Origin of the sequence: Collinsella aerofaciens (assembly GCF_028209885.1) — a bacterium.
In the GTDB taxonomy this organism is placed as follows: domain Bacteria; phylum Actinomycetota; class Coriobacteriia; order Coriobacteriales; family Coriobacteriaceae; genus Collinsella; species Collinsella aerofaciens_BA.
In genome coordinates, this window is record NZ_JAQLEM010000030.1 from 1 (window position 1) to 25717 (window position 25717).

The 25717-nt window shown below is 60.0% G+C and carries 33 protein-coding genes and 1 riboswitch; of the genes, 28 read left to right on the forward strand and 5 right to left on the reverse strand.

Going from position 1 to position 25717, the window contains the following annotated elements; genetic code table 11:
* Positions 1 to 60 precede the first annotated feature (60 nt).
* The 4 genes from PMX21_RS07835 to PMX21_RS07850 all read right to left on the reverse strand — a co-directional run bounded on the left by PMX21_RS07835 (position 61) and on the right by PMX21_RS07850 (position 3474).
* Entirely contained in the window at positions 61 to 597 is a 537-nt protein-coding gene (locus tag PMX21_RS07835; RefSeq protein ID WP_271759043.1) for a hypothetical protein, read from the reverse strand.
* A gap of 307 nt (positions 598 to 904) precedes the next feature.
* The gene (locus tag PMX21_RS07840; RefSeq protein ID WP_271759045.1) at positions 905 to 1345 is read right to left on the reverse strand and encodes a nucleoside-specific channel-forming Tsx family protein; all 441 of its coding nucleotides are present in this window, start codon (positions 1343 to 1345) and stop codon (positions 905 to 907) included.
* Positions 1346 to 1353: 8 nt separating this feature from the next.
* Positions 1354 to 1444, reverse strand: a riboswitch (SAM riboswitch).
* A gap of 266 nt (positions 1445 to 1710) precedes the next feature.
* Positions 1711 to 2697 carry a hypothetical protein gene (locus PMX21_RS07845; protein WP_271759047.1) on the reverse strand — a complete coding sequence of 329 codons (987 nt, stop codon included), beginning with the start codon at positions 2695 to 2697 and terminating at the stop codon, positions 1711 to 1713.
* 123 nt (positions 2698 to 2820) lie between these two features.
* Entirely contained in the window at positions 2821 to 3474 is a 654-nt protein-coding gene (locus PMX21_RS07850; protein ID WP_022094290.1) for a helix-turn-helix transcriptional regulator, read from the reverse strand.
* A 277-nt stretch (positions 3475 to 3751) separates the two neighbouring features.
* On the opposite strand from PMX21_RS07850, the gene dpaL reads away from it, so the two are divergent.
* The 5 genes from dpaL (at position 3752) to hydA (ending at position 9970) form a co-directional block, all read left to right on the forward strand.
* Positions 3752 to 4966, forward strand: a complete 1215-nt coding sequence (gene dpaL / locus PMX21_RS07855) for a diaminopropionate ammonia-lyase (RefSeq protein ID WP_271759049.1) — start codon at positions 3752 to 3754, stop codon at positions 4964 to 4966.
* A gap of 74 nt (positions 4967 to 5040) precedes the next feature.
* Positions 5041 to 6426, forward strand: a complete 1386-nt coding sequence (locus PMX21_RS07860; protein ID WP_196033353.1) for a YgeY family selenium metabolism-linked hydrolase — start codon at positions 5041 to 5043, stop codon at positions 6424 to 6426.
* A 201-nt stretch (positions 6427 to 6627) separates the two neighbouring features.
* Positions 6628 to 7830 (forward strand): knotted carbamoyltransferase YgeW, encoded by a 1203-nt coding sequence (gene ygeW / locus PMX21_RS07865; protein WP_271759051.1) that lies wholly within the window; start codon positions 6628 to 6630, stop codon positions 7828 to 7830.
* 149 nt (positions 7831 to 7979) lie between these two features.
* Positions 7980 to 8594 (forward strand): nucleotidyltransferase family protein, encoded by a 615-nt coding sequence (locus PMX21_RS07870; protein WP_195232232.1) that lies wholly within the window; start codon positions 7980 to 7982, stop codon positions 8592 to 8594.
* An 8-nt stretch (positions 8595 to 8602) separates the two neighbouring features.
* Entirely contained in the window at positions 8603 to 9970 is a 1368-nt protein-coding gene (hydA, locus tag PMX21_RS07875; RefSeq protein WP_271759053.1) for a dihydropyrimidinase, read from the forward strand.
* Between the two features lie 110 nt (positions 9971 to 10080).
* On the opposite strand, the gene yqeC is transcribed toward hydA, so the two are convergent.
* A complete protein-coding gene (gene yqeC / locus PMX21_RS07880) occupies positions 10081 to 10815 on the reverse strand; it encodes a selenium cofactor biosynthesis protein YqeC (RefSeq protein WP_271759055.1) in 735 nt (244 codons plus the stop codon).
* A gap of 102 nt (positions 10816 to 10917) precedes the next feature.
* Here yqeC and yqeB point away from each other — a divergent pair, with 102 nt between their 5' ends.
* The 23 genes from yqeB to PMX21_RS07995 all read left to right on the forward strand — a co-directional run bounded on the left by yqeB (position 10918) and on the right by PMX21_RS07995 (position 25490).
* Entirely contained in the window at positions 10918 to 11712 is a 795-nt protein-coding gene (gene yqeB, locus PMX21_RS07885; RefSeq protein ID WP_196025270.1) for a selenium-dependent molybdenum cofactor biosynthesis protein YqeB, read from the forward strand.
* A 9-nt stretch (positions 11713 to 11721) separates the two neighbouring features.
* Positions 11722 to 12765, forward strand: coding sequence for an XdhC family protein (locus PMX21_RS07890; RefSeq protein WP_271759057.1), 1044 nt, complete (start codon positions 11722 to 11724; stop codon positions 12763 to 12765).
* A gap of 311 nt (positions 12766 to 13076) precedes the next feature.
* On the forward strand, positions 13077 to 13634 hold the full coding sequence (gene rplE / locus PMX21_RS07895; RefSeq protein ID WP_006235260.1) for a 50S ribosomal protein L5: 558 nt from the start codon (positions 13077 to 13079) through the stop codon (positions 13632 to 13634).
* A 79-nt stretch (positions 13635 to 13713) separates the two neighbouring features.
* Entirely contained in the window at positions 13714 to 13899 is a 186-nt protein-coding gene (locus tag PMX21_RS07900) for a type Z 30S ribosomal protein S14 (RefSeq protein ID WP_022094280.1), read from the forward strand.
* Positions 13900 to 14018: 119 nt separating this feature from the next.
* Complete coding sequence (gene rpsH, locus PMX21_RS07905; protein ID WP_006235262.1) at positions 14019 to 14417, forward strand: 30S ribosomal protein S8; 399 nt, start codon at positions 14019 to 14021, stop codon at positions 14415 to 14417.
* Positions 14418 to 14450: 33 nt separating this feature from the next.
* Complete coding sequence (gene rplF / locus PMX21_RS07910; RefSeq protein WP_118079428.1) at positions 14451 to 14987, forward strand: 50S ribosomal protein L6; 537 nt, start codon at positions 14451 to 14453, stop codon at positions 14985 to 14987.
* A 75-nt stretch (positions 14988 to 15062) separates the two neighbouring features.
* Positions 15063 to 15431 carry a 50S ribosomal protein L18 gene (gene rplR / locus PMX21_RS07915; protein ID WP_055252235.1) on the forward strand — a complete coding sequence of 123 codons (369 nt, stop codon included), beginning with the start codon at positions 15063 to 15065 and terminating at the stop codon, positions 15429 to 15431.
* A gap of 14 nt (positions 15432 to 15445) precedes the next feature.
* Complete coding sequence (gene rpsE / locus PMX21_RS07920; RefSeq protein ID WP_022094279.1) at positions 15446 to 15970, forward strand: 30S ribosomal protein S5; 525 nt, start codon at positions 15446 to 15448, stop codon at positions 15968 to 15970.
* Between the two features lie 2 nt (positions 15971 to 15972).
* Positions 15973 to 16155 (forward strand): 50S ribosomal protein L30, encoded by a 183-nt coding sequence (gene rpmD, locus PMX21_RS07925; protein ID WP_006235266.1) that lies wholly within the window; start codon positions 15973 to 15975, stop codon positions 16153 to 16155.
* A gap of 3 nt (positions 16156 to 16158) precedes the next feature.
* Positions 16159 to 16608: a 50S ribosomal protein L15 gene (gene rplO, locus PMX21_RS07930; RefSeq protein WP_006235267.1), complete on the forward strand. Its 450-nt coding sequence runs from the start codon at positions 16159 to 16161 to the stop codon at positions 16606 to 16608.
* Complete coding sequence (secY, locus tag PMX21_RS07935) at positions 16602 to 17888, forward strand: preprotein translocase subunit SecY (RefSeq protein WP_035137447.1); 1287 nt, start codon at positions 16602 to 16604, stop codon at positions 17886 to 17888. Before rplO ends, secY begins: the two co-directional genes overlap by 7 nt.
* 18 nt (positions 17889 to 17906) lie before the next feature.
* The gene (locus tag PMX21_RS07940; protein ID WP_006235269.1) at positions 17907 to 18533 is read left to right on the forward strand and encodes an adenylate kinase; all 627 of its coding nucleotides are present in this window, start codon (positions 17907 to 17909) and stop codon (positions 18531 to 18533) included.
* The gene (gene map / locus PMX21_RS07945) at positions 18530 to 19318 is read left to right on the forward strand and encodes a type I methionyl aminopeptidase (protein ID WP_006235270.1); all 789 of its coding nucleotides are present in this window, start codon (positions 18530 to 18532) and stop codon (positions 19316 to 19318) included. The genes PMX21_RS07940 and map overlap by 4 nt, the downstream gene beginning before the upstream one ends.
* Positions 19319 to 19422: 104 nt before the next feature.
* Positions 19423 to 19641 carry a translation initiation factor IF-1 gene (gene infA / locus PMX21_RS07950; protein ID WP_035137443.1) on the forward strand — a complete coding sequence of 73 codons (219 nt, stop codon included), beginning with the start codon at positions 19423 to 19425 and terminating at the stop codon, positions 19639 to 19641.
* Positions 19642 to 19791: 150 nt separating this feature from the next.
* Complete coding sequence (rpmJ, locus tag PMX21_RS07955; RefSeq protein ID WP_006363204.1) at positions 19792 to 19905, forward strand: 50S ribosomal protein L36; 114 nt, start codon at positions 19792 to 19794, stop codon at positions 19903 to 19905.
* Positions 19906 to 19919: 14 nt separating this feature from the next.
* A complete protein-coding gene (gene rpsM / locus PMX21_RS07960) occupies positions 19920 to 20294 on the forward strand; it encodes a 30S ribosomal protein S13 (protein WP_022094275.1) in 375 nt (124 codons plus the stop codon).
* A 14-nt stretch (positions 20295 to 20308) separates the two neighbouring features.
* Positions 20309 to 20713, forward strand: coding sequence for a 30S ribosomal protein S11 (gene rpsK, locus PMX21_RS07965; RefSeq protein ID WP_006235274.1), 405 nt, complete (start codon positions 20309 to 20311; stop codon positions 20711 to 20713).
* Positions 20714 to 20732: 19 nt separating this feature from the next.
* Positions 20733 to 21329 carry a 30S ribosomal protein S4 gene (gene rpsD, locus PMX21_RS07970; protein WP_006235275.1) on the forward strand — a complete coding sequence of 199 codons (597 nt, stop codon included), beginning with the start codon at positions 20733 to 20735 and terminating at the stop codon, positions 21327 to 21329.
* A gap of 32 nt (positions 21330 to 21361) precedes the next feature.
* Positions 21362 to 22303 carry a DNA-directed RNA polymerase subunit alpha gene (locus tag PMX21_RS07975; RefSeq protein ID WP_006235276.1) on the forward strand — a complete coding sequence of 314 codons (942 nt, stop codon included), beginning with the start codon at positions 21362 to 21364 and terminating at the stop codon, positions 22301 to 22303.
* Between the two features lie 30 nt (positions 22304 to 22333).
* Complete coding sequence (rplQ, locus tag PMX21_RS07980; RefSeq protein ID WP_271759060.1) at positions 22334 to 22801, forward strand: 50S ribosomal protein L17; 468 nt, start codon at positions 22334 to 22336, stop codon at positions 22799 to 22801.
* Between the two features lie 92 nt (positions 22802 to 22893).
* Positions 22894 to 23718, forward strand: coding sequence for a tRNA pseudouridine(38-40) synthase TruA (gene truA, locus PMX21_RS07985; RefSeq protein ID WP_271759062.1), 825 nt, complete (start codon positions 22894 to 22896; stop codon positions 23716 to 23718).
* A 203-nt stretch (positions 23719 to 23921) separates the two neighbouring features.
* Positions 23922 to 24920 carry a glycosyltransferase family 2 protein gene (locus tag PMX21_RS07990; protein WP_271759063.1) on the forward strand — a complete coding sequence of 333 codons (999 nt, stop codon included), beginning with the start codon at positions 23922 to 23924 and terminating at the stop codon, positions 24918 to 24920.
* A gap of 132 nt (positions 24921 to 25052) precedes the next feature.
* On the forward strand, positions 25053 to 25490 hold the full coding sequence (locus PMX21_RS07995; protein ID WP_271759064.1) for an arginine repressor: 438 nt from the start codon (positions 25053 to 25055) through the stop codon (positions 25488 to 25490).
* The last annotated feature ends 227 nt before the right edge of the window (positions 25491 to 25717 follow it).

The window sequence follows — 25717 nt, forward strand, 5'->3', positions numbered from 1 at the left end:
GCCTGGGGTCCCTCATATACGGCCCTCCCGTCTCTCGCGCCCCTCCCGGAACTGTCCACATCAGTGTAGCCAATCCAAGGACACGGTCGGCGGGTTTTGGTCCTCGGGTCCCTCGGTCACCTCATACTCGAGGGGGTCGGTGGTGAAGGTCGGACAGTCGAGCCCCTTCTCCTCGGCATACGTCGTGTCGTAGACATCGGTAACCCATCCAAGACTATCGGTCACGCCGAGGCCGATGATCCGGTACCTGCAGGGCCGGTCGCTCGGGGAGGTGGAGATATCGAAGCCCGCGGTCGTGTTGCCGGTCGACGAGAAGGCGAGACGGGAACTGATTCCATGGTCTCCGGTATCGTTTTCGACAAGGACTTCGACTATGGGCGTGACGGACCGTACCCCGTCAGGGTCATCGACGCTATAGCCGACATGCAGCGTGGAGCCGGCCGTGACTGTCGTCGCGGATATCGTCACGTTGGAGATGCTGGGCGGGTTCGGGTCCGACGCGGCTAGGGCGGTTGAGGGCAAAGCAAGCGCTACGGTGGCGGACAGCGAGGCGAGCAGGCTAAGCGCGAAGCGCCTGGAGAATTTCAAGGAGGTCATTGGTGGTGCCGATCTTCCATAATTGTTGCAGCGATACCAGTATATCTTTGGCCCATGCTAGCCAGATGTTCTTTCCGCGAACGGCTCGTTAGTTTAGAGACGGCATATGGACGCCTGTCTCGTCCACGTTTCTCGTAAGGGCGATTATAAGGACATGAAGAGACTTTCTCGGAACAATCAATTGGGGATATCAAAGAAATGCTGGACGCCTCCTGATCGCTCAATGCCTTTGAGGTGAAATGCGGCGCATCGGCTACGTTGTTGAGATCATTTATCGAGCGATACGTCATTCCAGCTGAGGCCACCGTCATGAGGCTTCTGTTCCTACACCCCCCGCAATCCCGCGCGCGGCACCCAACAGCTCGTACTCCCTCTCGCTCCACTGGCACAGCTCGGCAGTCTCGACGGCGTCGCGACACAGGTCCAGAAACACCTCAGCTCCCTCGCAGAAGCACTCGCGGGCAAAGTCACCCGAACCGCTTGCGACGCACGTGCCGTCGGCAAACAGCTTCCAGCTAGACAGCTCGCGCGAGTCGTCTCCAAGCAGCTTGATCTGCAGTACGTGCGGGTCGCCGGCGGTGTAGAGCTCTTTCTCGAGCGCCTGCACGGTAAAGCGCATCTGGTGGGGGAGACTGCTCTTGACCATGGCCGAGGCATAGCCGTTCGGCTTGTCCAGAAGATGCATTCGTTTTGGCTTGGCTGCCAGGTTGTGGAAGTTGCGCTCACTGCGCACGGAGAAATTGTCCATACGGACTCCTTTCATCGATATTGGCAGGGCCACCGTGCCTCTTGGCCGGTTGGCGTCGGGATCGTGGAGCCAACTCTCTACCCCGACTCTGGATAAAACGCGCCCGCTCCTTGCGGGCACGATGGGGTCTATCAACGTGTACGGACAGAAATCAAGCGCCATCCGCGAAATGACGCGCGGATGGCGTTGGTTTCCCAAGTGATTATTCGGCTTCCATCCGGAAAAGTGTCGAAATCAGCCGTGTAAAAGTACGGAAAAGAGTCGAAATAGGCACCTTAAAACTTCGGAAAAGTGTAGCTGGATGACAAAACAGCACTTAGAAGCCGGTGCTGGATGCGGGATCCTGCGGCCGCCTTCAGCCCTCGCTACTCGTCGTCCCCGTCGTTGGGGTCGCCCTTGAGGGTGTTGATGTCCAGGTACTGGTTATCGTCCTCTTTTTGCTGGGTCTCCGACTCCGCTTGGGTGGGGCCACGGAACAGCTGGAATCCCTCAAACGCAATGACGCCGAACAGGGCAATGACAATGGCGATAAAGGCAACCTTGACTGCCTGCGGAAATTCCGAGAAACGCAACGCCTTTTCCTCGGCGTAATAATCGGCGAAGCGCTCTTCGCCCGTGCTTTTGGTATACGCCGGTGCGGACGCGGCCTCCGGGTCATATTCCGGTGCAGGCGTGGCAGTGTACGGATCGTTGAGATAATCGCTCGATGCGGTGCCATAATCCTCGGTCTCGATGCGACTGGTGCCAGCATAGTCATCGGAATAATCGGAATATGCCGCACCGCCCTCATAGTCCGCGGCGCTCGTGTTGGCGGCAAAAAGCGGGTTAACTGGAACGTCGAGCGCCGGCATGCCGGTGGAGGTCTCATCCAGATCGGCTGCAGTCCAGGAATCGTAGGCAACCTGATGGGCGACGGGCTCATCGAGCCTTGCAACCGGAGGCTTGCGTGCCGCAGGAACAGGCAACTGCTGGGCGCTGTATATAACGGTGCTGTCGGCCGATTTGCCCTTCGTCGCTGCAGCGAGAAATGCCGCCGTCTCGGACGGGTCGCTTGCGGGGCGGGGAGCGGGTGTGGGCGCCGAAGTGGGTGCGGGCGTAGGCACGGGCGTCGAAACAGGCGACTGCGCAGGAGTCGGCGCAGGTGCGGACTTAGGCACAAGTGCGGGATTGGGGTTTGACGGGCGAGCCCCGCCGCCCATGAGTTCGTCGGCGGTCCACGGGCGATCATCCATCACATCGTCAAGGCTCAGCGAAAACAGGTCGTCTTCACCCTCATCGAACATGCGGTGCACATGTCCACCAATTGCCGGAATCAATCCGCGACCGGTGCATGATGCCTTGCTCAACGCCATTCTGTCCCATCCTTTCGAAATACTAATGACATCGATTATATGGAACTTCCCAAGCGGCTCGGTCTTGGATTCGTGCTTTCCAGAACTCGCGCCCAAAAGGGGAGGGGCAATCCAGGCGAGTGCCTACTTGTCGCCGGCCGCCGCCTTGGCCTCATTGAGGTAGCTATAGAAGCTGTACTTGGAGATGCCAAAGAACTCGCAGGCGCGCTCGCTCGACTTGGAAATGAGGAAGGCACCGCGACGGTCGAGGTAGCCAATGGCACGAATGCGCTCGTCTTTGGTCATGAGTGCCGCGGGCTTGCCCACAAACTGCTCGCACTCGTGCAGCAGGTCCTCGAGCAGATCGCCGATGTTCTTGGTAATGGGCTCGGGCTCGGTATAGCCCGTGCCGCCGGTGCCGGTAAAGGCGTCGAGCGAACGCTCAAAAGCCTTCATAAGCGTAATGTCAAAGTTGATGCCCAAAATGCCGACGGGCTTGCCCTCGTCGTTGCGGATAAAGATGGTCGAGGACTTGAGCAGCTTGCCATCGGTGGTTTTGGTGAGGTATGGCTCGCGGTCGTGCACGTCGGTGGTGCCCTCGTGCATGGACTCAAACACAATATGGCTGGGGCCGTCACCCAGTTTGCGCCCGCTGACGTGGCCGTTTTCGATCACTACGATGGAGTGGTCCACGTCCTCGGTCTCCAGATCGTGGACGACGACTTCGCAGTTGGGGCCAAATTGGAGCGCCAGACCGTGTGCGAGGCGCTTGTAAAACTCAATCTGTGCGGGGGTCATGGGTGCCTTCCTAAAAATTAGTTTGGGCACACTTTGCCATAAACCACACTTGACCGCAAACAAATCCATCAACAAGGCAATTCATGACCGTTCGGCGGCGAAAAAGTACCGATTACGGCAACAAACAATTCGTTAGGTATGCCAATCAAAAAGTGTGATAGAACAGTGCTAACAAACTTTTTGTTTGGCATCCACATAAAAGTTCAGTCGCATGAATGGGAATGGGCTGAAACGCGTATGCGGGGGCCGGCAAGAGAGGACTTAAGGAGTTCACCGTATGGCCGATAAGATCCAGTGGGCGGGCAACACGATGCCCAAGAGCGATGACAAGCACTTGGGAATCATGAGCCTCGACCACGTGAAGAAGGCCCGTGCCTTCCACCAGTCGTTCCCCCAGTACACCGTCACTCCGCTTGCCCGCCTGGATGGTCAGGCTGCACGCCTGGGCCTTTCCAACCTGTGCGTTAAGGACGAGAGCTATCGCTTTGGCCTCAACGCCTTTAAGGTCCTGGGCGGCTCGTTTGCCATGGCCAACTACATTGCCGACGAGACCGGCAAGGACGTTGCCGACTGCACCTTCGATTACCTGACCTCCGATCAGCTTGCCAAGGACTTTGGCCAGGCTACCTTCTTTACCGCCACCGACGGCAACCATGGCCGCGGCGTGGCATGGGCTGCCAACAAGCTGGGCCAGAAGGCCGTCGTGCACATGCCCAAGGGTTCCACCAAGCCCCGCTTCGATAACATCGCCGCCGAGGGCGCCACGGTGACCATCGAAGAGGTCAACTACGACGAGTGCGTGCGCATGGCCGCCGCCGAGGCCGACGCCTGCGAGCGCGGCGTCATCGTTCAGGACACCGCCTGGGAGGGCTACGAGAAGATCCCGTCCTGGATCATGGAGGGCTACGGCACCATGGCTTCCGAGGCTGCCGAGCAGCTGCGCGAGATGGCCATCAATCGCCCGACGCACGTCTTTGTCCAGGCCGGTGTAGGCTCGCTGGCCGGCGCCGTGGTGGGCTACTTCACCAACCTGTATCCCGATAACCCGCCCACCTTTGTCGTGGTCGAGTGCGCTCCGGCCGCCTGCCTGTACAAGGGCGCTGCCGCCGGCGACGGCGACCCGCGCATCGTGGACGGCGACATGCCCTCCATCATGGCCGGCCTGTGCTGCGGCGAGCCCAACATTCTGGGCTGGGATATCCTGCGCAACCACGCCACCGCCTTCATGTCCTGCCCCGACTGGGTCACCGCTCGCGGCATGCGCACCCTGGGCGCTCCCGAGAAGGGCGACCCGCGCGTCATCTCCGGCGAGTCCGGCGCTGTGACCACCGGCCTGGTCGAGACCCTCATGCTCGATCCCGAGTACGCCGAGCTCAAGGAACTCATCGGCCTGGACAAGACGAGCTCTGTGCTCTGCTTCTCCACCGAGGGCGATACGGATCCCGACCAGTATCGCCGCATTGTTTGGGAAGGCGAATATCCCACTTGCTAATCGTTGGGGCGGAGTAAATAGGTATCGCTCCGCCACCTCACAGGTAGATTCCTTCGTTTGAAAGGTTATGAACAATGGCTAAAGAACTCGATTTCGACGCAATCAAGGCTGCTGCTGAGTCCCATCGTGCTGATATGACTCGCTTTCTGCGCGCTATGATCTCCCATCCCTCTGAGTCCTGCGAGGAGGGTGAGGTTGTCGCTTGCATCAAGGCCGAGATGGAGAGCCTTGGCTATGACGAGGTCAAGGTCGACGGCCTGGGCAACGTCATGGGCTTTATGGGCGAGGGCGACAAGATCATCGCCATCGACTCCCATATCGACACCGTCGGCATCGGCAACATCGAGAACTGGGACGCCGATCCCTATGAGGGCTACGAGACCGACGAGATCATCTACGGCCGCGGCGGCTCCGACCAGGAGGGCGGCATGGCTTCTGCTACCTACGCTGCCAAGATGATGAAGGACATGGGCCTCATCCCCGAGGGCTACAAGATCATGGTCGTCGGCACCGTCCAGGAAGAGGACTGCGACGGCATGTGCTGGCAGTACATCTACAACAAGGACGGCATTAAGCCCGAGTTCGTCATTTCCACCGAGCCCACCGACGGCGGCATCTATCGCGGTCACCGCGGCCGCATGGAGATCCGCGTCGACGTTCACGGCACCTCCTGCCACGGCTCTGCTCCCGACCGCGGCGACAACGCCATCTACAAGATGGCCGACATCATCGCCGACGTCCGCGCCCTCAACAACAACGGCTGCGACGAGTCGACCGACATCAAGGGTCTCGTCAAGATGCTCGACCCCAAATACAACCCCGAGCACTTCGAGGACGCCCGCTTCCTGGGCCGCGGCACCTGCACCGTCAGCCAGATCTTCTACACCAGCCCCAGCCGTTGCGCCGTGGCCGACTCCTGCGCCATCTCCATCGACCGTCGCATGACCGCCGGTGAGACCTGGGAGTCCTGCCTGGACGAGATCCGCAACCTGCCGGCTGCCAAGAAGTACGGCGACGACGTGAAGGTCTCCATGTACATGTACGACCGTCCGTCCTGGACCGGCGAGGTCTACGAGACCGAGGCTTACTTCCCCACGTGGATCAACAAGGAGACCGCTCCGCACGTCAAGGCCCTCGTCGACGCCCACAAGGCTATGTTTGGTGACGAGCGCATCGGCTGCGAGCCCAGCATGGACAAGCGCACCGGTCGTCCGCTGTGCGACAAGTGGACCTTCTCCACGAACTGCGTCTCCATCCAGGGCCGCTACGGCATCCCCTGCGTGGGCTTTGGCCCGGGTGCCGAGTCTCAGGCTCACGCTCCCAACGAGGTCACCTACAAGGACGACCTGGTCACCGCTGCTGCCATGTACGTGGCTGCCCTGAACCTCTACGATCCGAGCAAGGCCGATGGCGACGCCACCGTGTTCCGCGCCGGTCTGACCAACAACAAGATTGATTAGTCCCATTCCTCGATTTTGTTGAGCCGGGGGCTGCTCGTGTCCCCGGCACCCCCTGTTGACTTGGGGCCCGCGGTCGTTATCTCCCATGCTTCCTCAACGGTGGCGGGTCCTCGTCATGGTGCTCTGCATGTTCTAGCCACACGCGCATGCCGGAGCACATCTACTCATTGCGATCGTTTCATCTTTAGAAAGGACATTTCCATGGACGCTAAGTTTACCGAGCTCGTCGAGCAGCTGAACGGCCTCGATTTTAAGGGTATGTACGGCAGCGACTTCCTGCACACCTGGGACAAGACTACCGATGAGCTCAAGGCTCTCTACATCGTCGCCGACGCCCTGCGCGAGCTGCGCGAGAACAACGTCTCGTCCAAGATCTTCGACTCGGGTCTGGCCGTCTCCCTGTTCCGCGACAACTCCACCCGTACGCGCTTCTCCTTCTCTAAGGCCGCCAACCTGCTCGGCCTTGAGCTGCAGGACCTGGACGAGAAGAAGTCCCAGATCGCTCACGGCGAGACCGTCCGCGAGACCGCTACCATGATCTCCTTCATGGCCGACGTCATCGGCATCCGCGATGACATGTACATCGGCAAGGGCGACGCCTACATGGCCGAGGTCTCTGAGTCCGTGCAGCAGGCCTACGAGGACGGCGTTCTGGATCACCGTCCCACGCTCATCTCCCTGCAGTCCGATTCCGACCACCCCACGCAGTCCTCTGCCGACATGCTCTACCTCATCAACGAGTTTGGCGGCCTCGAGAACCTCAAGGGCAAGAAGGTTGCCGTCACCTGGGCCTATTCGCCCTCTTACGGCAAGCCGCTGTCCTGCCCGCAGTCGCTGATCAGCCTGCTGCCCCGCTTTGGCATGGACGTCACCCTGGCTCACCCCGAGGGCTATGACCTCATGCCCGAGGTCGTCGAGCGCGCCAAGGGCTACGCCGCCGAGTCCGGCACCACCTTTAAGCAGGTCAACACCATGGCCGAGGCCTTCGAGGGCGCCGACATCGTGATCCCCAAGAGCTGGGCTCCGTTTGCCGCCATGGAGAAGCGCACCAACCTGTACGTCGAGGGCGACGACGCCGGCATCGCAGCGCTCGAGAAGGAGCTGCTCGCCCAGAACGCCACCCATCAGGACTGGTGCTCCACGACCGAGCTCATGGAGAAGACTGCCAACGGCCAAGACACCATCTTTATGCACCCGCTGCCCGCCGACATCTCCGGTGTTTCCTGTGAGCACGGCGAGGTTAACGCCGACGTCTTCGACATGCACCGCGTGGGCATGTACAAGGAGGCCAGCTACAAGCCGTACGCCATCGCTGCCATGATGTTCCTGCAGAAGGTTGCCGATCCCGCCGCTACCCTCAAGGCCCTCGACGAGCGCAACACCGCCCGTTGGCTCCAGGCCTAAAGCCGGGTTGAGGTAAGCCATGTAAAGGGGGCGCTCTGCCAACCGGCGGGGTGCCCTTTTTTGCATCGCGGGCGTGCGGGATAAGCGCTTTCGATGTGGATGCCCGCGGCGCGAGTTATGGGTACGATGGTTTCGGGGGAGGTATCACCATGAGACTTGGATGCGTCATTATGGCTTCGGGCGAGGGCAAGCGGTTTGGCTCTAACAAGATGCTTGCCGATATCTATGGCGAGCCGCTGATTGCCCGGGCCATCGATTCGGTTCCCCGGGGCTTTGACGTCGTGGTTTCGACGCGTTGGCCCGAGGTCGCTCAGATTTGCGAGGACAAGCATTGCCCGTGCGTTCTGCACGATGGCGAGCTGCGCAGCGAAAGCGTCCGTGCGGGCCTTTCGTGGGGAGTCGAACGCAACTGGAAAGGTTGCCTCTTTTTGCCGGGCGACCAGCCGCTTGTGAGCACGGACTCTTTTGAGGCCATGGTTCGCGCGTTTGACGAGCGTGGCCGCAAACATCCGGTGCGCTTGGCGTGCAACGGTGAGCCTTCGAGCCCGGTGCTCTTTCCGGCGGAACTATTCGATGCACTCATGCGTCTTGAGGGCAAGGACGGCGGGGGCTCGATTCTCAAGGACCGTACCGACGTGGTGCTGGTCGAGGCGCGTGCCTACGAGCTGTGGGATGTCGATACCGCAGAGGGACAGCGACGCATAACGGAGCATATCGCGGCCTGCTCGTATTTTGATCGCGTGGCCAACTGTATTAATCAATAAGGAGCAACATGATCATCATCAAAAACGGCGCGCTCGTGACGCCCCAGGGGCTTCGCCGCGCCGATCTTGCCATGGAGGGCGACAAGATTGTGCGGATTGCCGCGGCGATTGAGCCGGCCGAGGGCGATACCGTCGAGGACGCCGCGGGCTGCTGGGTGTTTCCCGGCTTTATCGACGGCCACACGCACATGCAGTGCTGGACTGGCATGGATTGGACAGCCGATAGCTTTGAAACCGGCACGCGTGCGGCTGCCTGCGGCGGTACGACGACCATCGTGGACTACGCGACGGCTGATCGCGGCGTGACCATGCCCGATGCCTTGGCCGAGTGGCATCGCCGTGCCGACGGAACCTGCACGGCCAACTACGCCTTTCATATGGCACTCGCCGAGTGGAATGAACGCAACCGCGCCGATCTTTCGGCTATGCGCGAGGCGGGCGTATCGTCGTTTAAGACCTACTTTGCCTACGATCATTTGCGCCTGGACGATGCCGAGACGCTCGAGGTGCTCGAGGAGCTCAAGCGTATTGGCGGCATACTGTGCGTGCATTGCGAGAACGGTACGCTGGTGAATGAGCTGCAGAAGCGCGTGTACGAGCAGGGGATTCATGGGCCCGAGGGGCATGCGCTCAGCCGCCCGGACGTGTGTGAGGCCGAAGCCGTGAGCCGCCTGCTGTATCTGGCGCACCTGGCCGGCGACGCCCCAGTCAACGTGGTGCACCTTTCGACCAAGTTGGGGCTCGGGGCCATTCGTGCTGCCAAAGCGCGCGGGCAGAAGAATATCTATGTCGAGACCTGCCCCCAATATCTGATGCTTGACGACACCTGCTATCTGGAGCAGGGCGAGGACGGCTTTGCGGGCGCCAAGTACGTGATGAGCCCGCCGCTGCGCCATGCCGGTGACCGTGCGGCACTGCGCGAGGCGCTTGTGGCCGGCGAGATCGATACGATTGCGACCGATCATTGCAGCTTTAACCTGCACGGGCAAAAGGACCGCGGGCGCGACGATTTCCGCGCGATTCCCAACGGCGGGCCCGGCGTGGAGCATCGTCCCGTCGCGATTGCCACGAGCTTTGAGGGACAGCTGGGGCCCGAGGACCTCTGCCGCTTGATGAGCGAGAACCCGGCGCGCGTGTTTGGCATGTACCCGCGCAAGGGCTGTCTTGCCGAGGGTGCCGATGCCGACGTGTGCGTGTGGGATCCCAAGGCGCGCTGGACGATCAGTGCCGCGACGCAGCATCAGGCTGTGGACTACACGCCGCTCGAGGGTTTTGAGGCACATGGCCGCGCCAAGGCTGTGTTTGTGAACGGCGTGCTGGTGGCGCGCGATGGCGAGCCCACCGGAGCCCAACCCGGCCGCTACGTCCCCCGCTAACAGGAAGATCACCGGATTCCCCTCCGCAGTTGCGGTGAAATACGGACTGTTTGCGGCCGTTTGGCGGCCAAACAGTCCGTATTTCACCGCAACTGAGGAGATGGGGCCGGCTACTTGAGGCTGCTGGCGACGACGGGGTGGTCGAGAGCTGCCTCGAAGCGGTCGGCCATCGTGGGGTCGCTGAGCGTGTCGACTTGGTTGAGCATGATGCGGGCATTGTTGAGGTTCAGCATCCGCAGCTCGGCATTGAGCACCTGGGCGACGCGCTCTGGGGTGGCAGTGTCGGTGAGCTCGCAGCCGCAACGCTCGCAAAAGAGCTCGGGGCGGTGGACAACCTCGGCGACGGGTTTGCCCAGTCCCGAGGCGCCGACGACCCAGACAACGTTTGCCGTGGCGACGGGAATTACCGGCTCCCAGGCGGCATGCGCCTTGAGCGGGAGTCGCTTGCTACCGTCTGCCTCGGCCAACACATAGTCAAAGCGCTGTGCCAGCTCGCCGAGTGGCTCGGCGGGGGCGGAGAGCTTGCCTGTCTCCGGGTCCAAGATGCCTGCCTGGCAGATGCCTCCGCGTGCAAGCCCCGCGCAGGCCTCGCAGGTGCAGCCTGGGGCGTGTGGGGCACCTGGCTTCCAAGGCGCGGCGTCCAGGCGACGATTCGACCCGTCCCATGGCACGCCGGCAACGGGAAGCATATGCGTGGTGGTGCAGAGGAGCACGCGGCCGCCAGCGCGCATGAGCTCAAGACCCAGCGTTTTGAGCAACGTCGACTTGCCGCCGCTGCCGATAATCGCGGTAATGCCCGGCTCGATCCTGAGCGCCGAGGCAAGATTGCCGCTAACCGTTTCCATCTGTTCACCGCCGTATAATACTGTGATAATAAATAATCATCAGAGTAGCGGTCGAACCGCTTTTGCTCTGCTCAAACCGTAGCATAGGGAGGTGCCCCGGGAATGCTCGTTTATGTTCGCGGCGCCGGCGATATCGCCACGGGTGTCGCCGCTCGCTTGGTGCGCGCCGGCGTGTCGGTCGTTATGGCCGATATCGCGGTTCCCACGTGCATCCGCCGCACAATCAGTTTTTGCGAGGCTATTCGCCTGGGCGAGGTCCAGGTCGAGGGCATTCGCGCTCGCTTGGCGCAGACGCCGGCAGAGGCGCTCGAGATTACCCAAGCGGGGGATGTTGCCGTCGTGGTGGACCCTCAGGCCAAGATGCTCGATGAGCTTAAACCCGCGGCTGTGGTCGACGCGATTCTGGCCAAGCGCAACCTGGGCACCACGCGCGACATGGCGCCTACCGTCATCGCCGTGGGGCCGGGCTTTACCGCGCCGGTCGATTGCGACGCCGTGGTCGAGACCATGCGCGGGCATTTCCTGGGCCGTGTCATTACCCAGGGTTCGCCCCAACCCAACACGGGCGTGCCGGGCATTATCGCTGGCTATGGCAGAGAGCGCGTTATCCACAGCCCCGCCGCCGGCGTGTTTCGGTCCGACCGCGCGATCGGCGACATCGTGAGCGCCGGAGACGTGATTGGCTACGCGGGCGATTCGCCCATGTGCACGCAGATCGATGGCTGTCTGCGCGGGCTTTTGGCGAACGGCGTGCAGGTGACTGAGGGCTTTAAATGCGCCGATGTCGATCCGCGCGGCGATGCCAGCTATATCAACTACATTTCGGACAAGGCGACGTCGGTCGGCGGCGGCGTGCTCGAGGCACTCGCTATGCTTACCGATATCTTTAGAGGATAGAAGGCGGCAATGGAAAAGCTCGATGCTGTGAATGCGGCGCTTGTCGCCCTGCGTGCTGGCGAGACGTGCGAGCTCGTGGTCGTGGCCGGCACGGCGGGGTCGTCGCCGCGCGGCGTGGGCGCCTGGATGGCCGTCTTTGCCGACGGTAGCCAGGCGGGCACCATCGGCGGCGGCAAGATCGAGCTTTTTGCGCTGGACGAGGCGCGAGAGCTGCTGGCCGCGGGGCAATCGCGTCTGGTCCGCTACACCATGGGCGGCGAGAACTCCGATACCGGTATGATCTGCGGCGGAGCCATCTGCCTGTGCTATCTGCATCTGGATGCGATCCAGGCACCGTTGTTCCAGGAAATTGCCGACGTCTTGACGTATCGACGTATCGGCGACTTCGTCATCGACTTTGAACCGTTTATCGCGAGCGCGCTCGAGGGCGATGTGGCCGAGTACCATGGCGAGGAATCGCGCCGCACCATTGCGGGCTGCCCCGGGCTTTCGCTGGTGGAGGAGGGGAGTAAGGTCACCTACACCAACGCGGCCTCTGAGATTCCCGCGGCGCACATCGAGACGCTCTGCCCCGAGGGCCTGACCTATATCTTTGGCTGCGGCCACGTGGGCGCCGCGACGGCGCGGGTGCTTACGGCGGCGGGCTTTGCCGTCGTGGCGTGCGACGACCGCCCCGGCACGCTGACCCCCGATTGGGTGCCCGGTGTCTACGACCGTCGTCTGGTCGACTACAAGAGCCTGAGCGAGCTGTGTCCCATCGGTCCGCGCGACTTGGTGGTCGTCGCCACGGCGGGTCACAAGTCCGATATCGACGTGGTGATTCAGGCCATGCGCGCCAAGCCTGCCTACCTAGGCTGCCTGGGATCGCGTCGCAAGACGGCCTTTGTGCGCGCCCGCCTGGAGCAGGAGGGCTTTACGCAGGAGCAGATCGACGAGCTGCACCTGCCGATCGGCGTTGCCATTCAGGCCGAGGACCCCGAGGAGATTGCCATCTCCATCGCCGCCGAGATGATCCACCTGCGCCGCACCAAACTCGTCCCCCGCAAGCGCTAGTCGCATCCTCATCAATAAGTTGCGGTGAAATACGGATTGTTTAAGCCTGTTAGGTTGCCAAACAGTCCCTATTTCACCGCAACTGCTTTTTGGGACCCATTTGTGCGGGGGAGTTGTGGAGTTGTGCAGGCAGACGAGGTTTTTCTGGAAATACACACCCAATGCGCGTATAGTACCGATTGTTTTGTCGGCTCCTGCTGCGTCGAGTCCAAACCGCGAAATGCCATGAGCGGCGCGGATGCAGCCAGGAGGCACGAGGACAACCCATCGTGGCCACGCCCCGTGCTTAAAACCCCAAGAAGGAGTGAACAATGGCAGAAGAGAAGTATGTGCCGCGTCTGAAGACCAAGTACAACAACGAGGTCAAGCAGCAGCTTCAGGACAAGTTCCAGTACGAGAACGTCATGATGATCCCCAAGTTTGAGAAGATCGTCGTGAACATGGGTGTCGGCGAGGCCGCTACCGATTCCAAGGCCATCGACGGTGCCGTGCGCGACCTGCGCGCCATCACCGGCCAGCAGCCGATGATCACCCGTGCCCGCAAGTCTATCGCTACCTTCCGCCTGCGCGCTGGTATGCCGATCGGCTGCAAGGTTACCCTGCGTGGCGACCGTATGTGGGAGTTCTTCGATCGTCTGACCTCCGTCGCAATCCCCCGTATCCGCGACTTCCGCGGCATCTCCGCCAAGAGCTTCGACGGCCGTGGTAACTTCTCCATGGGCGTCACCGAGCAGCTCATCTTCCCCGAGATCGACTTCGACTCCGTCGATCACCAGCGTGGTATGGACATCACTTTCGTGACCACCGCCAACACCGATGAGGAGGCCAAGGCCCTTCTGGACGCCTTCGGTTTCCCGTTCAAGAAATAGGTTCACCTGCCCTATAAGCGCCGTTCCCACAAGGGGGCGGCGCTTGGGGCGAACAATACTCTATGTGAGGAGGATATAAGTGGCTAAGACATCGATGATCGTCAAGTGCAATCGCAAGCAGAAGTTCTCTACTCGTGAGTACACGCGCTGCCAGCGCTGCGGCCGTCCGCACTCTGTGTACCGCAAGTTCGGCCTGTGCCGTGTCTGCTTCCGCGAGCTTGCACTCAAGGGCGAGCTTCCCGGCGTTAAGAAGGCCAGCTGGTAAGTCACTACCAGCGTTTCAAGCATCAGTTTGGAACAGGGAAAACGCGCTAAATAGGCTTTGCCGTTAAGGGCGGCGAAGAACCAAGAGCACGTGTTCATCAAGAACGAAGGAGAATCTGTATGAACCTTACAGACCCGATCGCAGATATGCTTACGCGCATCCGTAACGCTAACTCTGTGAACAAGGCCACGGTCTCCATGCCGAGCAGCAAGAAGCTCGTCGAGATCGCTCGTGTTCTGCACGAGGAGGGCTACATCGAGGGCTACGATGTCGAGGACACCGTTCCCCAGAAGACTCTGCACATCACGCTTAAGTATGGTCCCAAGAAGGCTAAGGTCATCAACGGCATCCGCCGCATTTCCAAGCCGGGCCTGCGTAAGTACACCGGCGTTGCCGACATGCCCCGCGTCCGCGGTGGCCTTGGTACCGCCATTATTTCCACCAGCCATGGCGTCATGACCGACCGCGATGCTCGCAAGCACAACGTCGGCGGCGAGATCATCGCTTACGTCTGGTAATTCGCTCGGTAGGTAGAAGGAAAGGAGATCACCGTGTCTCGTATCGGTAATAAGCCTGTCCAGATTCCCGCCGGAGTCGAAGTGGCAGTCAACGGCAACAACGTTGTCGTCAAGGGCCCCAAGGGCCAGCTCGAGCTCGATGTTTTTGAGAAGCTCACCATCAACGTCGAGGACAACGTCCTCACCGTTTCCCGTCCCGACGACGAGCGTGAGACCCGTGCCCGCCACGGCCTCACCCGCGCCCTCATCCACAACATGGTTGTTGGCGTTTCCGAGGGCTTCGAGAAGAAGCTCGAGCTCGCCGGCGTCGGTTACCGCGTGCAGCAGAAGGGCAAGAACCTCGAGTTCTCCCTGGGCTTCTCGCACCCCGTGATCGTCGAGGCTCCCGAGGGCATCACCTTCGAGGTTCCCGACAACACCCACGTGAACGTCAAGGGTATCAACAAGCAGCAGGTCGGTCAGATCGCCGCTGAGATCCGCGGCCATCGTCCTCCCGAGCCTTACAAGGGCAAGGGTATCCACTATGTTGGCGAGCACATCCGCCGCAAGCTGGGTAAGGCCGCCAAGTAGTCGTAACCGACTCACTCGCATAAGACCAGCACCCCGTTAGGTGCTGGCAAGATCAACCTTTTTAGGAGTTTACGTATGAACAAGCATAAGGCGAAGCTGGAAGGCCTCAAGCGTCGTCAGCGTCGTGTTCGCGGCAAGGTCTCGGGTACCGCCGAGCGTCCGCGTCTTCGCGTGACCCGTACTAACGCCAACATCTATGCCCAGATCATCGACGACAGCAAGGGCTCCAGCCTGACGCTCGTCTCCGCCTCGACCCTCGAGGCCGAGTTCAAGGGCACCCACACCTCGAACAAGGAGGCTGCGGAGAAGGTCGGTCAGCTCGTTGGCAAGCGCGCCATCGAGGCCGGCATCACCAAGGTCGCCTTCGATCGCGGTGGCCGTATCTACCATGGCCGCGTTAAGGCCCTCGCCGACGGTGCTCGTGCCGCCGGTCTCGAGTTCTAGGAGGTATGTAGCACATGGCTCGTAATCAGAAGCAGCAGCGCGAGGCCTCCGAGTTCGAGGAGCGCGTCGTTTACATCAACCGCGTGTCGAAGACCGTCAAGGGTGGTCGTCGCATGAGCCTCGTCGCTCTCGTCGTCGTTGGCGACGGCAAGGGCAACGTCGGCGTTGGCATGGGCAAGTCCGCTGAGGTGCCCATGGCCATCTCCAAGGCGTCTCTCGATGCAAAGAAGAACATGTTCCACGTGCCGGTGACCGATCAGGGCACCATTCCGCACGAGGTTCTCGGTCACTTTGGTGCCGGCCGCATCATCATCAAGCCCGCTGTCGAGGGTACCGGCGTTATCGCCGGCGGCGCTGTGCGTCCCCTCTTTGAGCTTGCTGGCATCAAGAACGTCCTGTCCAAGTCTCTCGGTACCGACAACGGCCTCAACATCATCAAGGCTGCCGTCGAGGGCCTCAAGGAGCTCTCCAGCCCTGAGGACGTCGCGGCTCGCCGTGGCCTGACGGTCTCCGAGATGTTCGTCGGTAAGGAGAACTAAGCATGGCTGACACCATCAAGATCAAGCAGGTCCGCAGCACCAACGGTTGCAAGCAGGACCAGGTCCGTACTGTCCGTGCCCTCGGTCTCCACAGGATCCGCGAGGTTCGCGAGATTGCTGACAACGAGTCCGTCCGCGGCATGATCTTCAAGGTCAAGCACCTTGTCGAGATTGTAGAGGAGTAGCAAATGCAGCTTCACGATCTTACTCCCGCGCCCGGTTCCACCAAGAACCGCAAGCGCGTCGGCCGTGGCAATTCTTCGGGTCACGGCACCACTTCTGGCCGCGGTCAGAAGGGCCAGGGTTCCCGCTCTGGCGGCACCAAGGGTGCCGGCTTCGAGGGTGGCCAGACTCCGCTGGCTATGCGCCTGCCCAAGCTTCCGGGCTTCCGTAACCCCCGTCGTATCGAGTACACCGCTGTTAACGTTGAGCGTCTCGAGCGTAAGTTCGAGGACGGCGCTGTGATCGACGGTGCCGCTCTTAAGGCCGCTCGCATCACCAAGAGCGAGTTCGAGCCCGTCAAGGTGCTCGGCAATGGTGAGCTCACCAAGAAGTTCACGGTCAAGGTCGACAAGGTCAGCGCTTCTGCGCAGGCCAAGATCGAGGCCGCCGGCGGAAAGGTCGAGCTGCCGTGCTAAATGGTCTTAAGAATGCTTTCCGCATCAAAGAATTGCGCGAAAAGATTCTTTTTACCATAGCTATGCTCGTCGTGTACCGCATTGGTGCGCACGTTCCTGTGCCCGGCATTCCCTTCCAGGGGATGCTGGGTCTTTTCTCGACCGATAACAATTCGGTCGCCGCAGGTGCTATGGCCCTCCTGAATCTTTTCTCTGGCGGCGCTTTGAGCTATGTGTCGGTGTTTTCGCTGGGCATCATGCCTTACATCACCAGCTCGATCATCCTCCAGATGCTCCAGGCCGTCGTGCCTTCCCTGCATGAGCTTGCCCGCGAGGGCGAGGTCGGTCAGACCAAGATTACGCAGTATTCGCGTTACCTCACCCTGGCTCTGGCAATCCTCAACTCCGTGGGTTACCTCTTCCTCTTTAAGAGCTTCGGCATCAGCTTTAATGGCGCCGGCGCTCCCGAGATCATCTTCGACCTCATGATCGTCGGTACGCTCACCGCGGGCGCCATGCTGATCATGTGGATTGGTGAGCTCATCACCCAGCGCGGTATCGGCAATGGCATGTCGCTGATCATCTTCGCGAATATCATGGCCGGTCTGCCGCAGGCTATCTTCTCCAGCACTGAGGGCAATGCCGGTGGCATCATCACCATGGTGATCATCTGCGCCATCATCCTGCTGGTTATCCCGCTGATTGTTTTCCTTGAGCGCGGCCAGCGCCGCATCCCGGTCTCCTACGCTAAGCGCGTCGTGGGCCGTCGCATGATGGGTGGCCAGACCACCTACCTGCCCATCAAGGTCAACACCGCGGGTGTCGTGCCGATCATCTTCGCTTCGGCGCTGCTGTACTTCCCGGCTCAGATTGCCGTGTTCTTCCCCGGCATCGGCTGGATTCAGGCAGTTGCCTCTGCGCTTTCGACCGGTTGGCTCAACTGGGTGCTTAACGTTGTCCTCATCGTGTTCTTCGCGTACTTCTACACCTCCATGGTGTTCAACCCCGATGACACGGCCGACAACCTTAAGAAGCAGGGCGGCTTTATTCCGGGCGTCCGTCCGGGTAGGGCTACCGCGGCCTACATCAAGAACGCGCTCAACAAGATCACGCTTCCCAGCGCTGTCTTTTTGGCGCTCATCGCCATCGTGCCTTCGATCATCTTCTCCTTCACGGGTAACCATCTGATCCAGGCTTTTGGCGGCACGTCCATCCTCATCATGGTCGGCGTCGTGCTCGACACGGTCGATAAGCTCGAAGGCCAGATCAAGATGTATGATTACGATGGATTCTTTAAATAGGCTAGAGGAGGATTGCTCATGAACCTCGTATTGCTCGGAGCTCCGGGTGCCGGTAAGGGCACCGTCGCACAGGAGCTCGTCGCCGAGTTTGGCGTCGCTCACATTTCCACGGGCGACCTGCTGCGTGCTGCCGTCAAGGGTGGCACCGAGCTTGGTATTCAGGCTAAGAAGTACATGGACGCTGGCGAGCTTGTTCCCGATCAGCTCGTGATCGACCTTGTCAAGGAGCGCCTTGCCGCCGATGACGCCCAGCAGGGCTTCATCCTCGACGGCTTCCCGCGCAACACCGCCCAGGCCGTGACGCTCGATTCCGAGCTCTCCGCCATGGGTCGCGAGATCGACTGTGCCCTTCTGGTCGATGTGGCCCCCGAGGTCATTATCGATCGTCTGTCTTCGCGTCGCACCTGCCGTGCCTGCGGTTACACCGGCACCGCTGCCGATGCTACCTGCCCCAAGTGTGGCGGCGAGATGTATCAGCGCGACGACGACAAGCCCGAGACCATTAAGAACCGTCTCGACGTCTACGAGAAGTCCACGAGCCCGCTCGTCGACTACTATCGTGGCCAGGGTCTGCTCAAGTCGGTCAACGGTGACCAGGCTCGCGAGACCGTGTACGGGGATGTCAAAGAGGCTCTCGGTCTATGATCAAGATTAAGTCTGCGACGCAAATCGAGCAGATGAAGAAGGCAGGAGCGCTATCTAAGATGGCGCTCCGCCACGTTGGAGCCATGGTTCGCCCTGGTGTTTCGACCTTTGAGCTTGATCAGCTTGCGGAACAGATTATCCGCATGCATGGTGGCACCCCGGCCTTTAAAGGTTACGGCGGGTTCCCCGGTACCATCTGTGCATCGATTAACGATGCCGTGGTGCATGGTATTCCCAACCCCGACATGATCCTGCGCGATGGCGATATCATCTCCATCGATACGGGAGCTGTTGTCGACGGTTGGGTCGGCGATAACGCTTGGACGTTTTTCGTCGGCACCCCCACGCCCGAAGCCAAGGCTTTGTGCGAGGTCACGCGTGATTGCCTTAAGGCTGCCATCGAGCAGGCTGTTCCCGGTAACCATATCGGGGACGTCGGTTATGCCGTTCAGTCCCTCGCCGAGTCTCACGGTTACGGCGTGCTTCGTGATTATGTGGGCCATGGCATTGGCCGCGTGATGCACGAGGACCCCAACGTTCCTAACTATGGAAAGAAGGGGAGGGGCGTTCGCCTCCAGGCCGGCATGGTCATTGCCATCGAGCCGATGGTTACGATGGGTTCCAACCATGTGAGCACGGGCTCCGACGGTTGGATTGTTACGACCAACGACCACCTGCCCGCCGCGCACTACGAGAACACCGTCGCCATTACCAATGACGGTCCGGTGATTCTGACCACGGATGCCCAAGGTGCTTGGTGTTCGCTCCAAGGCGGAGAAATGTAACAAGTTCCACTTAGTTGTGGAGCCATTACGAAGTTATTACGATGCGTGGATACGTGTTGTAGAATACTCAATCGCTGTCCTTTTCTAGAGAAAGATGATTGCTTGTGAAGAAGGAAGACGCAATTGAGCTCGAGGGTACGGTAAAGGAACCGCTGCCCAATGCCATGTTTAAGGTCGAGCTCGAGAACGGTCATTCGGTTCTGTGCAACATTTCTGGCAAGATCCGAATGAATTACATCCGTATTCTCCCCGGTGACAGGGTTGTCGTGGAGCTTTCCCCGTACGACCTGACCCGCGGCCGCATCACCTATCGCTACAAATAGCGGCACGCATACACGCACTCCATTTCCGACTGCAGGCTTAGCTCAACCTACGGTCGGATTGTGTGTGAAGACCAGCCATAGTTTTAAACGCCTGCGGCTGGGCGAGTAGATAGTAGGGAAGTAGTTTGAGCGCTACCGAAAGGAAGAACGATGAAGGTACGTCCTTCGGTCAAGAAGATGTGCGATAAGTGCAAAATCATTAGGCGCCATGGCAAGGTCCTCGTCATTTGCGAGAACCCCCGTCATAAGCAGCGTCAGGGTTAAGAGAGGAGACTACGTTGGCCCGTATTAATGGTGTCGACCTCCCGCGTGAGAAGCGCGTTGAGATCGGTCTGACCTACATTTACGGCATCGGCCGCACCACTGCGACGAAGATTTGCGTCGAGTGCAACGTTAACGTGGATACGCGCGTTAAGGACCTCACCGAGGATGAGGTTAACGCCATCCGCGATTATATCGATAAGAACCAGATCATGGTTGAGGGCGACCTCCGCCGTGAGCGCAACCAGAACGTCAAGCGCCTTATGGACATCGGCTGCAACCGCGGCCTTCGTCACCGCAAGGGCCTCCCGGTCCGCGGCCAGCGCACCCACACTAACGCTCGTACCCGCAAGGGCCCGAAGCGTCAGATCGGTGCTAAGAAGAAGAAATAAGGAGCGCTAGATAGATGGCTACTGCTAAGAAGAACGTTCGCGCTGCCCGTCTGAAGCGCGCGGACCGTAAGAACATTTCCGTGGGCCAGGCTCACATTCGTTCTACGTTCAACAACACGATCGTTTCGATCACCGATCCCCAGGGCAACGTCATTTCCTGGAAGTCGGCTGGCCAGGTGGGCTTCAAGGGCTCCCGTAAGTCCACGCCGTTCGCTGCCCAGATGGCTGCCGAGGCTGCTGCCAAGCAGGCCATGGAGCACGGTATGAAGAAGGTTTCCGTCTTCGTCAAGGGCCCCGGCTCCGGTCGTGAGACCGCCATCCGCTCCCTCCAGGCTGCTGGCCTCGAGGTCTCGAGCATCCAGGACAAGACCCCCATTCCGCACAACGGCTGCCGCCCCAAGAAGCGTCGCCGCGTGTAACTGAAAGGATCGTATCAATATGGCAATCGACAGGACTCCTGTTCTTAAGCGCTGCCGTCAGCTCGGGATCGATCCCGCTGAGCTCGGTTACAGCAGCAAGAAGGAATCTATCCGTCAGCCCAAGCGCCGTCGCAAGGAATCTGAGTACGGCATGCAGCTGCGCGAGAAGCAGAAGGTCAAGTTCATCTATGGCGTTCTGGAGAAGCAGTTCCACGGCTACTTCAACAAGGCCCGCAAGATGAACGGCGTCACCGGTGAGAACCTCATGATCATCCTTGAGTCTCGCCTCGACAACGTCGTCTTCCGTCTTGGCTTCGCCCGCACCCGCAAAGAGGCTCGTCAGTCCGTCCGTCACGGTCACTTCACCGTGAACGGCAAGCGCGTGGACATCCCGTCCTACCGCGTCAAGGCCGGCGACGTCGTCGCTGTCGGCGAGAAGTTCCGTGACCTCCTCCCCATCAAGGAGGCCCTGATTTCCTCCGAGCGCTTTGAGGTCCCTGGCTGGCTCGAGGTCGATATCGAGAAGCTGTCTGGTAACGTGCTCGCTCTGCCGACGCGTGAGCAGATCAGCGGTGATATCAACGAGCAGCTCATCGTCGAGCTCTACTCTAAGTAGTCCATCCGGGCTGCTGAGGCTGGAGGTAATACATGTCAGAATTCATTAGGCCTCAGGTTCAGGTCGAAGAGATCAACGAGACGTCTGCTCGTGTCTCCGTCGAGCCGCTCGAGCGTGGCTACGGCGATACGCTGGGTAACTCCCTTCGTCGCGTTCTTCTGTCCTCGCTCGAGGGTGCCGCCGTCGAGGCTATTCAGATCGATGGTGCGCAGCACGAGTTCATGACCATCCCTAACATGGTCGAGGATGTCACCGACATCGTCCTGAATGTCAAGGGTCTTGTCTTCAGGGCTCTCGGCACGACCGACGAGGCGACCGCCACCATCTCGGTTGACGGCCCCTGCGAGGTCACCGGTGCGGACTTCTTTATTCCGTCCGAGTTTGAGCTGGTCAACCCCGAGCAGCACATCGCTACGCTCACCGAGGGTGGCCATCTCACCATGAGCATGCGCATCGGCTATGGCCGCGGCTATGTTTCTGGCGAGGCCAACAAGCGCGACAACGATCCCATCGGTGTGATCCACGTCGACTCGCTGTACTCGCCGGTTTCCCGTTGCGCCAAGCTCGTTGAGGCTTGCCGTGTCGGTCAGCACACCGACTACGACCGCCTTGTCCTCGAGATCGAGACCAACGGCTCCATCGCCCCGCGCGACGCCGTGGTCCAGGCTGCCAATATCATCAACCAGCATATGGCCGCCTTTATGAACCTTGCCGAGACCCCCGAGGTCGAGGAGGAGGCTTCGATCTTCGCTCCCGAGGTCACCAACGACAACGCCGAGCTGGACAAGCAGATCGAGGATCTGGACCTTTCTGTCCGTTCCTACAACTGCCTTAAGCGCGCCAGCATTCACTCGGTCCGTCAGCTCGTTGAGTTCTCGGAGAACGATCTGCTCAACATCCGTAACTTCGGTGTTAAGTCGATCGAGGAAGTGAAGGACAAGCTTGAGTCCATGGGCCTGAGCCTGAAGGCTTAATGCTTCGCATATTTGAGGAGAAACTAGACCATGCGTCACAACGTTAAGAAGGGCCTGAAGCTCGGCACCGATGCGAGCCACACCAAGGCCATGAAGAAGAGCCTGGCCAAGGCCCTCTTCGAGAACGACCGCATCAAGACCACCGAGACCCGCGCTAAGGCGCTGCGTTCGGTCGTCGATCCGATCATCACCTGGGCCAAGAAGGGCGACCTGCACTCTCGTCGTCTGGCCATCGCCAAGCTCGGCGATAAGCAGCTCGTTGCCGAGATCTTCGACAAGGCTGCCCAGGGCATGTGGCAGGACCGCAACGGCGGTTACACCCGCATCATGAAGCTCGGTAACCGTAAGGGCGACAACGCTCCTATCGTTATCATGGAGCTCGTCACCGAGCCTTGCACGCCTAAGGCCAAGAAGGCTGCTCCGGCCCCCAAGAAGGCCGCTGCTCCCAAGAAGGTCGAGGCTGCCGAGGAGGCCGCTGCCGAGGAGACCGCTGAGTAGACAATCCGTCTGCATAGGCTATATTCGAGGGGTACGTTCGCGTACCCCTCTTTTTTTGTCGCGATACCGTTACTTGTTTGTTGGGAGCGCCCATGACTGCGCCGTCTGATTTCAATTTGACCCCCGAGCTTGACGCCACGCTCGTATTTCGCGTGGCCTATGATGGCTCGTCGTATAGCGGATTTGCCGAGCAGCCGGGACAGACGACGGTTGCGGGTGAGCTGCGTCGAGCCATCGAGACGCTGCTTCGCCGTCCGATCGATCTGACGTGCGCAGGTCGTACCGATGCCGGCGTGCATGCCGTGGCTCAGTACATCAGCGTGCCCGTAACGGACGCTGAGCTCGCCCTTACGCGCCGTAGGTGGCTGCGGGCTATGGATGCCCTGCTGCCTAAAGATATCGCCATAAACGAGGTCTACAGGGCCCGTAAGGGCTTTTCTGCACGCTTTGACGCGCGTTCCCGTACGTATACGTACCGTATTGCCGATCGCGACGCGCGCCCTGTGCTTTCGCGCGGTGCGGTGTGGTGGCATCGCTACCCATTGGATGTTGAGGCGATGTCTGCGGCCTGTCCCGCGCTGCTGGGCGAGCAGGACTTCAAGAGCTTTTGCAAGGTGGCGTCTGCCGTGGGCAAGCCCACGCACCGCTGCGTGATGCGGGCCGAGTTTGGCCATGAGGTTGCGTTTGGCGAGGACATCCTGACGTTTACCATCGAGGGCAATGCGTTTCTGCATTCGATGGTCCGTACGATCGTTGGCACGCTTGTCGAGATTGGCATGCATTGCCGTAAACCCGAGTGGATGCGCGAGGTCATCGATGCTTGCGATCGTACCGCTGCGGGCCCCACGGCTCCTGCCTGCGGCCTTACGTTTATGGGCGTGGATTACGATCCCGCCGAGCTTGTCGTGCTCGACTAGGGGAGGGCTTGACGCGCCGTTCGTCGGCATCTGTCATCTGTGGGCTGCGCGTGTGCAACATCTGTTCTTGGCGTGCAGTGCAACCGGTGTCTCATTGCTTTTATTTATGGGGTGTACCATGAACCACGGTTTGATTCATTGCTGTCGAGAGGACGGATAACTTGGTTCGACGTGGCTCGCATCCGCGACTTTCGGTGATCCTTGTGGTAGAAGGTTCGCCCAGCTATGCGATGCGTGCGCTCGAGAGTATCCAGAACCAAGACCTCTACGATTTGCAGATTGTCGTTGTCTGCCGCGATGCTGCGCCCGGTGTGCGCCATTCGCTTCAGGTTGCTGCCGACAGGGACATCCATATTGATTTGATTGACGTCGAGGACGCGAAGCGCGGTGCTTGCCTTCGTGCCGGTTTTGCTGCCTCGCGTGGCTCTCAAATCATCGCTATGAACGCCGATGAGTGGTTTGCTCCGCAGTCCCTTTCCAAGATGGTCGATATCGCGTGCGATACTACGGCAGACATAGTGCTCCCCACGGTGTCGCTCGACCGCTATGATGCACATCGAGAGCGCCATTCGCGCGTCTTGGATGCTGCTCATATTTCCATTGATAGCAAATCCTCGATGGTGACCGGGCTGCCCCAGTTGATTTTAGGCGGCCTTGTCGTTCAGACCTCTGGCGTGATGTACAGCCGCTCGCTGTTTGAGGCATGCCTGTCGCGCGGCAAGGCGTACCGTACGGTTGAGTTTATGGCTTATGCGCTCTCGCAGGCACGATTCGTGTCCGGCTGCGGCGACGCTTGTTTCCACGCGGTGGCACCTAAGCTTACAGATGCCTTTGATCCCACCATGTATGCCAGGATATCCGATGACACTCGAGCGCTCGACGAGCTTGCGGACTCACTCTCGGAAGCAGATAGCGGTGGTCGGCTCAAGCTGGCAAGCCAAAAGTTCTACTTTGCCGGACTGGTCGCCTGCATCGAGAATTTGTGTCTGAGCCCGCATGGAGTGTCGTCAATCGAGCGTTCCGCCCGCATGCGTGATATGCTCGAGGCGCCTCGAACTCGTCAGATGGTCGCCGCGCTCAAGGATAACCATCGGGGACTCGGTCTGTTGTTTGGGCCGATCGCCAGCGCCAAGCCCGCGCGCTGCGTGATGTGTACGCATCTGGCAGCTTTTCTTAACCGGACGGGCACAAAAACCGCCTAAACGGCTCATTTCGAAACAAATTTGCATAGAATTGTTTCGAAATGCGTTCTTATACACAAAAGCCTTCAAATAGCGTTAAACTATTCAATCACTAATTGATTGTCTCCGCTATCTTTTGGAGAGAGGGTTTGTATGGCTAAAAAACGCAATGGGCGCCAGGATGCCATTAGAGATATTGTGCGCAATAAGGACGTCCGCACGCAGCGCGTGCTGGTCGATGAGCTCCGCGCTATGGGCTTTGATTGCACGCAGGCGACTGTCTCTCGCGATATTGCCGATATGGGGCTGCGTAAGCTCCCTGAGGGCATCTATGTTCTGGCAGAGGACCTGCACCTGCAGCGTATGGTTTCCGAGCTCGTAACGGGCGTTCTGCGCACCGATAATCTGGTTATGATTAAGGCTCAGCCTGGCACGGCTTCCGGCATCGCCGCCGCCGTTGATGCGGCAGAGCTGCCCGATGTGCTTGGCTCGCTTGCCGGCAACGATACGATTTTGGTTATTGCCCAGACGGCCGAGGACGGCGAGCGTCTTGAGGCGCTGATCACTAAGCTGAGCAATTCTCGCAAGTAGGCGTGCGGGTCGTGCGCTCGGCACCGTGCGCGCTGACATAGTGGCTTGTAAGGGGTATCGACGTTGGTCGGTGCCCCCTTTTTTGTCTGCCGGTATAAAGACCGCCCATCAGGTCGCTTTAAACTAAAAAGGCCCCCGAGCAGTTTAATATGAACTGCACCCCAAAACTTGGACGGCTTAAATAAGAACTACGCCGCAAGGGACTGTCTCCGGAACTCCTCCGGGGT

Coding starts and splice junctions, on each gene's coding strand:
- PMX21_RS07835 (WP_271759043.1), bottom strand. CDS start 597: ATGACCTCCTTGAAATTCTCCAGGCGCTTCGCGCTTAGCCTGCTCGCC.
- PMX21_RS07840 (WP_271759045.1), bottom strand. CDS start 1,345: ATGGACAATTTCTCCGTGCGCAGTGAGCGCAACTTCCACAACCTGGCA.
- PMX21_RS07845 (WP_271759047.1), bottom strand. CDS start 2,697: ATGGCGTTGAGCAAGGCATCATGCACCGGTCGCGGATTGATTCCGGCA.
- PMX21_RS07850 (WP_022094290.1), bottom strand. CDS start 3,474: ATGACCCCCGCACAGATTGAGTTTTACAAGCGCCTCGCACACGGTCTG.
- dpaL (WP_271759049.1), top strand. CDS start 3,752: ATGGCCGATAAGATCCAGTGGGCGGGCAACACGATGCCCAAGAGCGAT.
- PMX21_RS07860 (WP_196033353.1), top strand. CDS start 5,041: ATGGCTAAAGAACTCGATTTCGACGCAATCAAGGCTGCTGCTGAGTCC.
- ygeW (WP_271759051.1), top strand. CDS start 6,628: ATGGACGCTAAGTTTACCGAGCTCGTCGAGCAGCTGAACGGCCTCGAT.
- PMX21_RS07870 (WP_195232232.1), top strand. CDS start 7,980: ATGAGACTTGGATGCGTCATTATGGCTTCGGGCGAGGGCAAGCGGTTT.
- hydA (WP_271759053.1), top strand. CDS start 8,603: ATGATCATCATCAAAAACGGCGCGCTCGTGACGCCCCAGGGGCTTCGC.
- yqeC (WP_271759055.1), bottom strand. CDS start 10,815: ATGGAAACGGTTAGCGGCAATCTTGCCTCGGCGCTCAGGATCGAGCCG.
- yqeB (WP_196025270.1), top strand. CDS start 10,918: ATGCTCGTTTATGTTCGCGGCGCCGGCGATATCGCCACGGGTGTCGCC.
- PMX21_RS07890 (WP_271759057.1), top strand. CDS start 11,722: ATGGAAAAGCTCGATGCTGTGAATGCGGCGCTTGTCGCCCTGCGTGCT.
- rplE (WP_006235260.1), top strand. CDS start 13,077: ATGGCAGAAGAGAAGTATGTGCCGCGTCTGAAGACCAAGTACAACAAC.
- rpsH (WP_006235262.1), top strand. CDS start 14,019: ATGAACCTTACAGACCCGATCGCAGATATGCTTACGCGCATCCGTAAC.
- rplR (WP_055252235.1), top strand. CDS start 15,063: ATGAACAAGCATAAGGCGAAGCTGGAAGGCCTCAAGCGTCGTCAGCGT.
- rpsE (WP_022094279.1), top strand. CDS start 15,446: ATGGCTCGTAATCAGAAGCAGCAGCGCGAGGCCTCCGAGTTCGAGGAG.
- rpmD (WP_006235266.1), top strand. CDS start 15,973: ATGGCTGACACCATCAAGATCAAGCAGGTCCGCAGCACCAACGGTTGC.
- rplO (WP_006235267.1), top strand. CDS start 16,159: ATGCAGCTTCACGATCTTACTCCCGCGCCCGGTTCCACCAAGAACCGC.
- PMX21_RS07940 (WP_006235269.1), top strand. CDS start 17,907: ATGAACCTCGTATTGCTCGGAGCTCCGGGTGCCGGTAAGGGCACCGTC.
- map (WP_006235270.1), top strand. CDS start 18,530: ATGATCAAGATTAAGTCTGCGACGCAAATCGAGCAGATGAAGAAGGCA.
- rpmJ (WP_006363204.1), top strand. CDS start 19,792: ATGAAGGTACGTCCTTCGGTCAAGAAGATGTGCGATAAGTGCAAAATC.
- rpsK (WP_006235274.1), top strand. CDS start 20,309: ATGGCTACTGCTAAGAAGAACGTTCGCGCTGCCCGTCTGAAGCGCGCG.
- rpsD (WP_006235275.1), top strand. CDS start 20,733: ATGGCAATCGACAGGACTCCTGTTCTTAAGCGCTGCCGTCAGCTCGGG.
- PMX21_RS07975 (WP_006235276.1), top strand. CDS start 21,362: ATGTCAGAATTCATTAGGCCTCAGGTTCAGGTCGAAGAGATCAACGAG.
- rplQ (WP_271759060.1), top strand. CDS start 22,334: ATGCGTCACAACGTTAAGAAGGGCCTGAAGCTCGGCACCGATGCGAGC.
- truA (WP_271759062.1), top strand. CDS start 22,894: ATGACTGCGCCGTCTGATTTCAATTTGACCCCCGAGCTTGACGCCACG.
- PMX21_RS07995 (WP_271759064.1), top strand. CDS start 25,053: ATGGCTAAAAAACGCAATGGGCGCCAGGATGCCATTAGAGATATTGTG.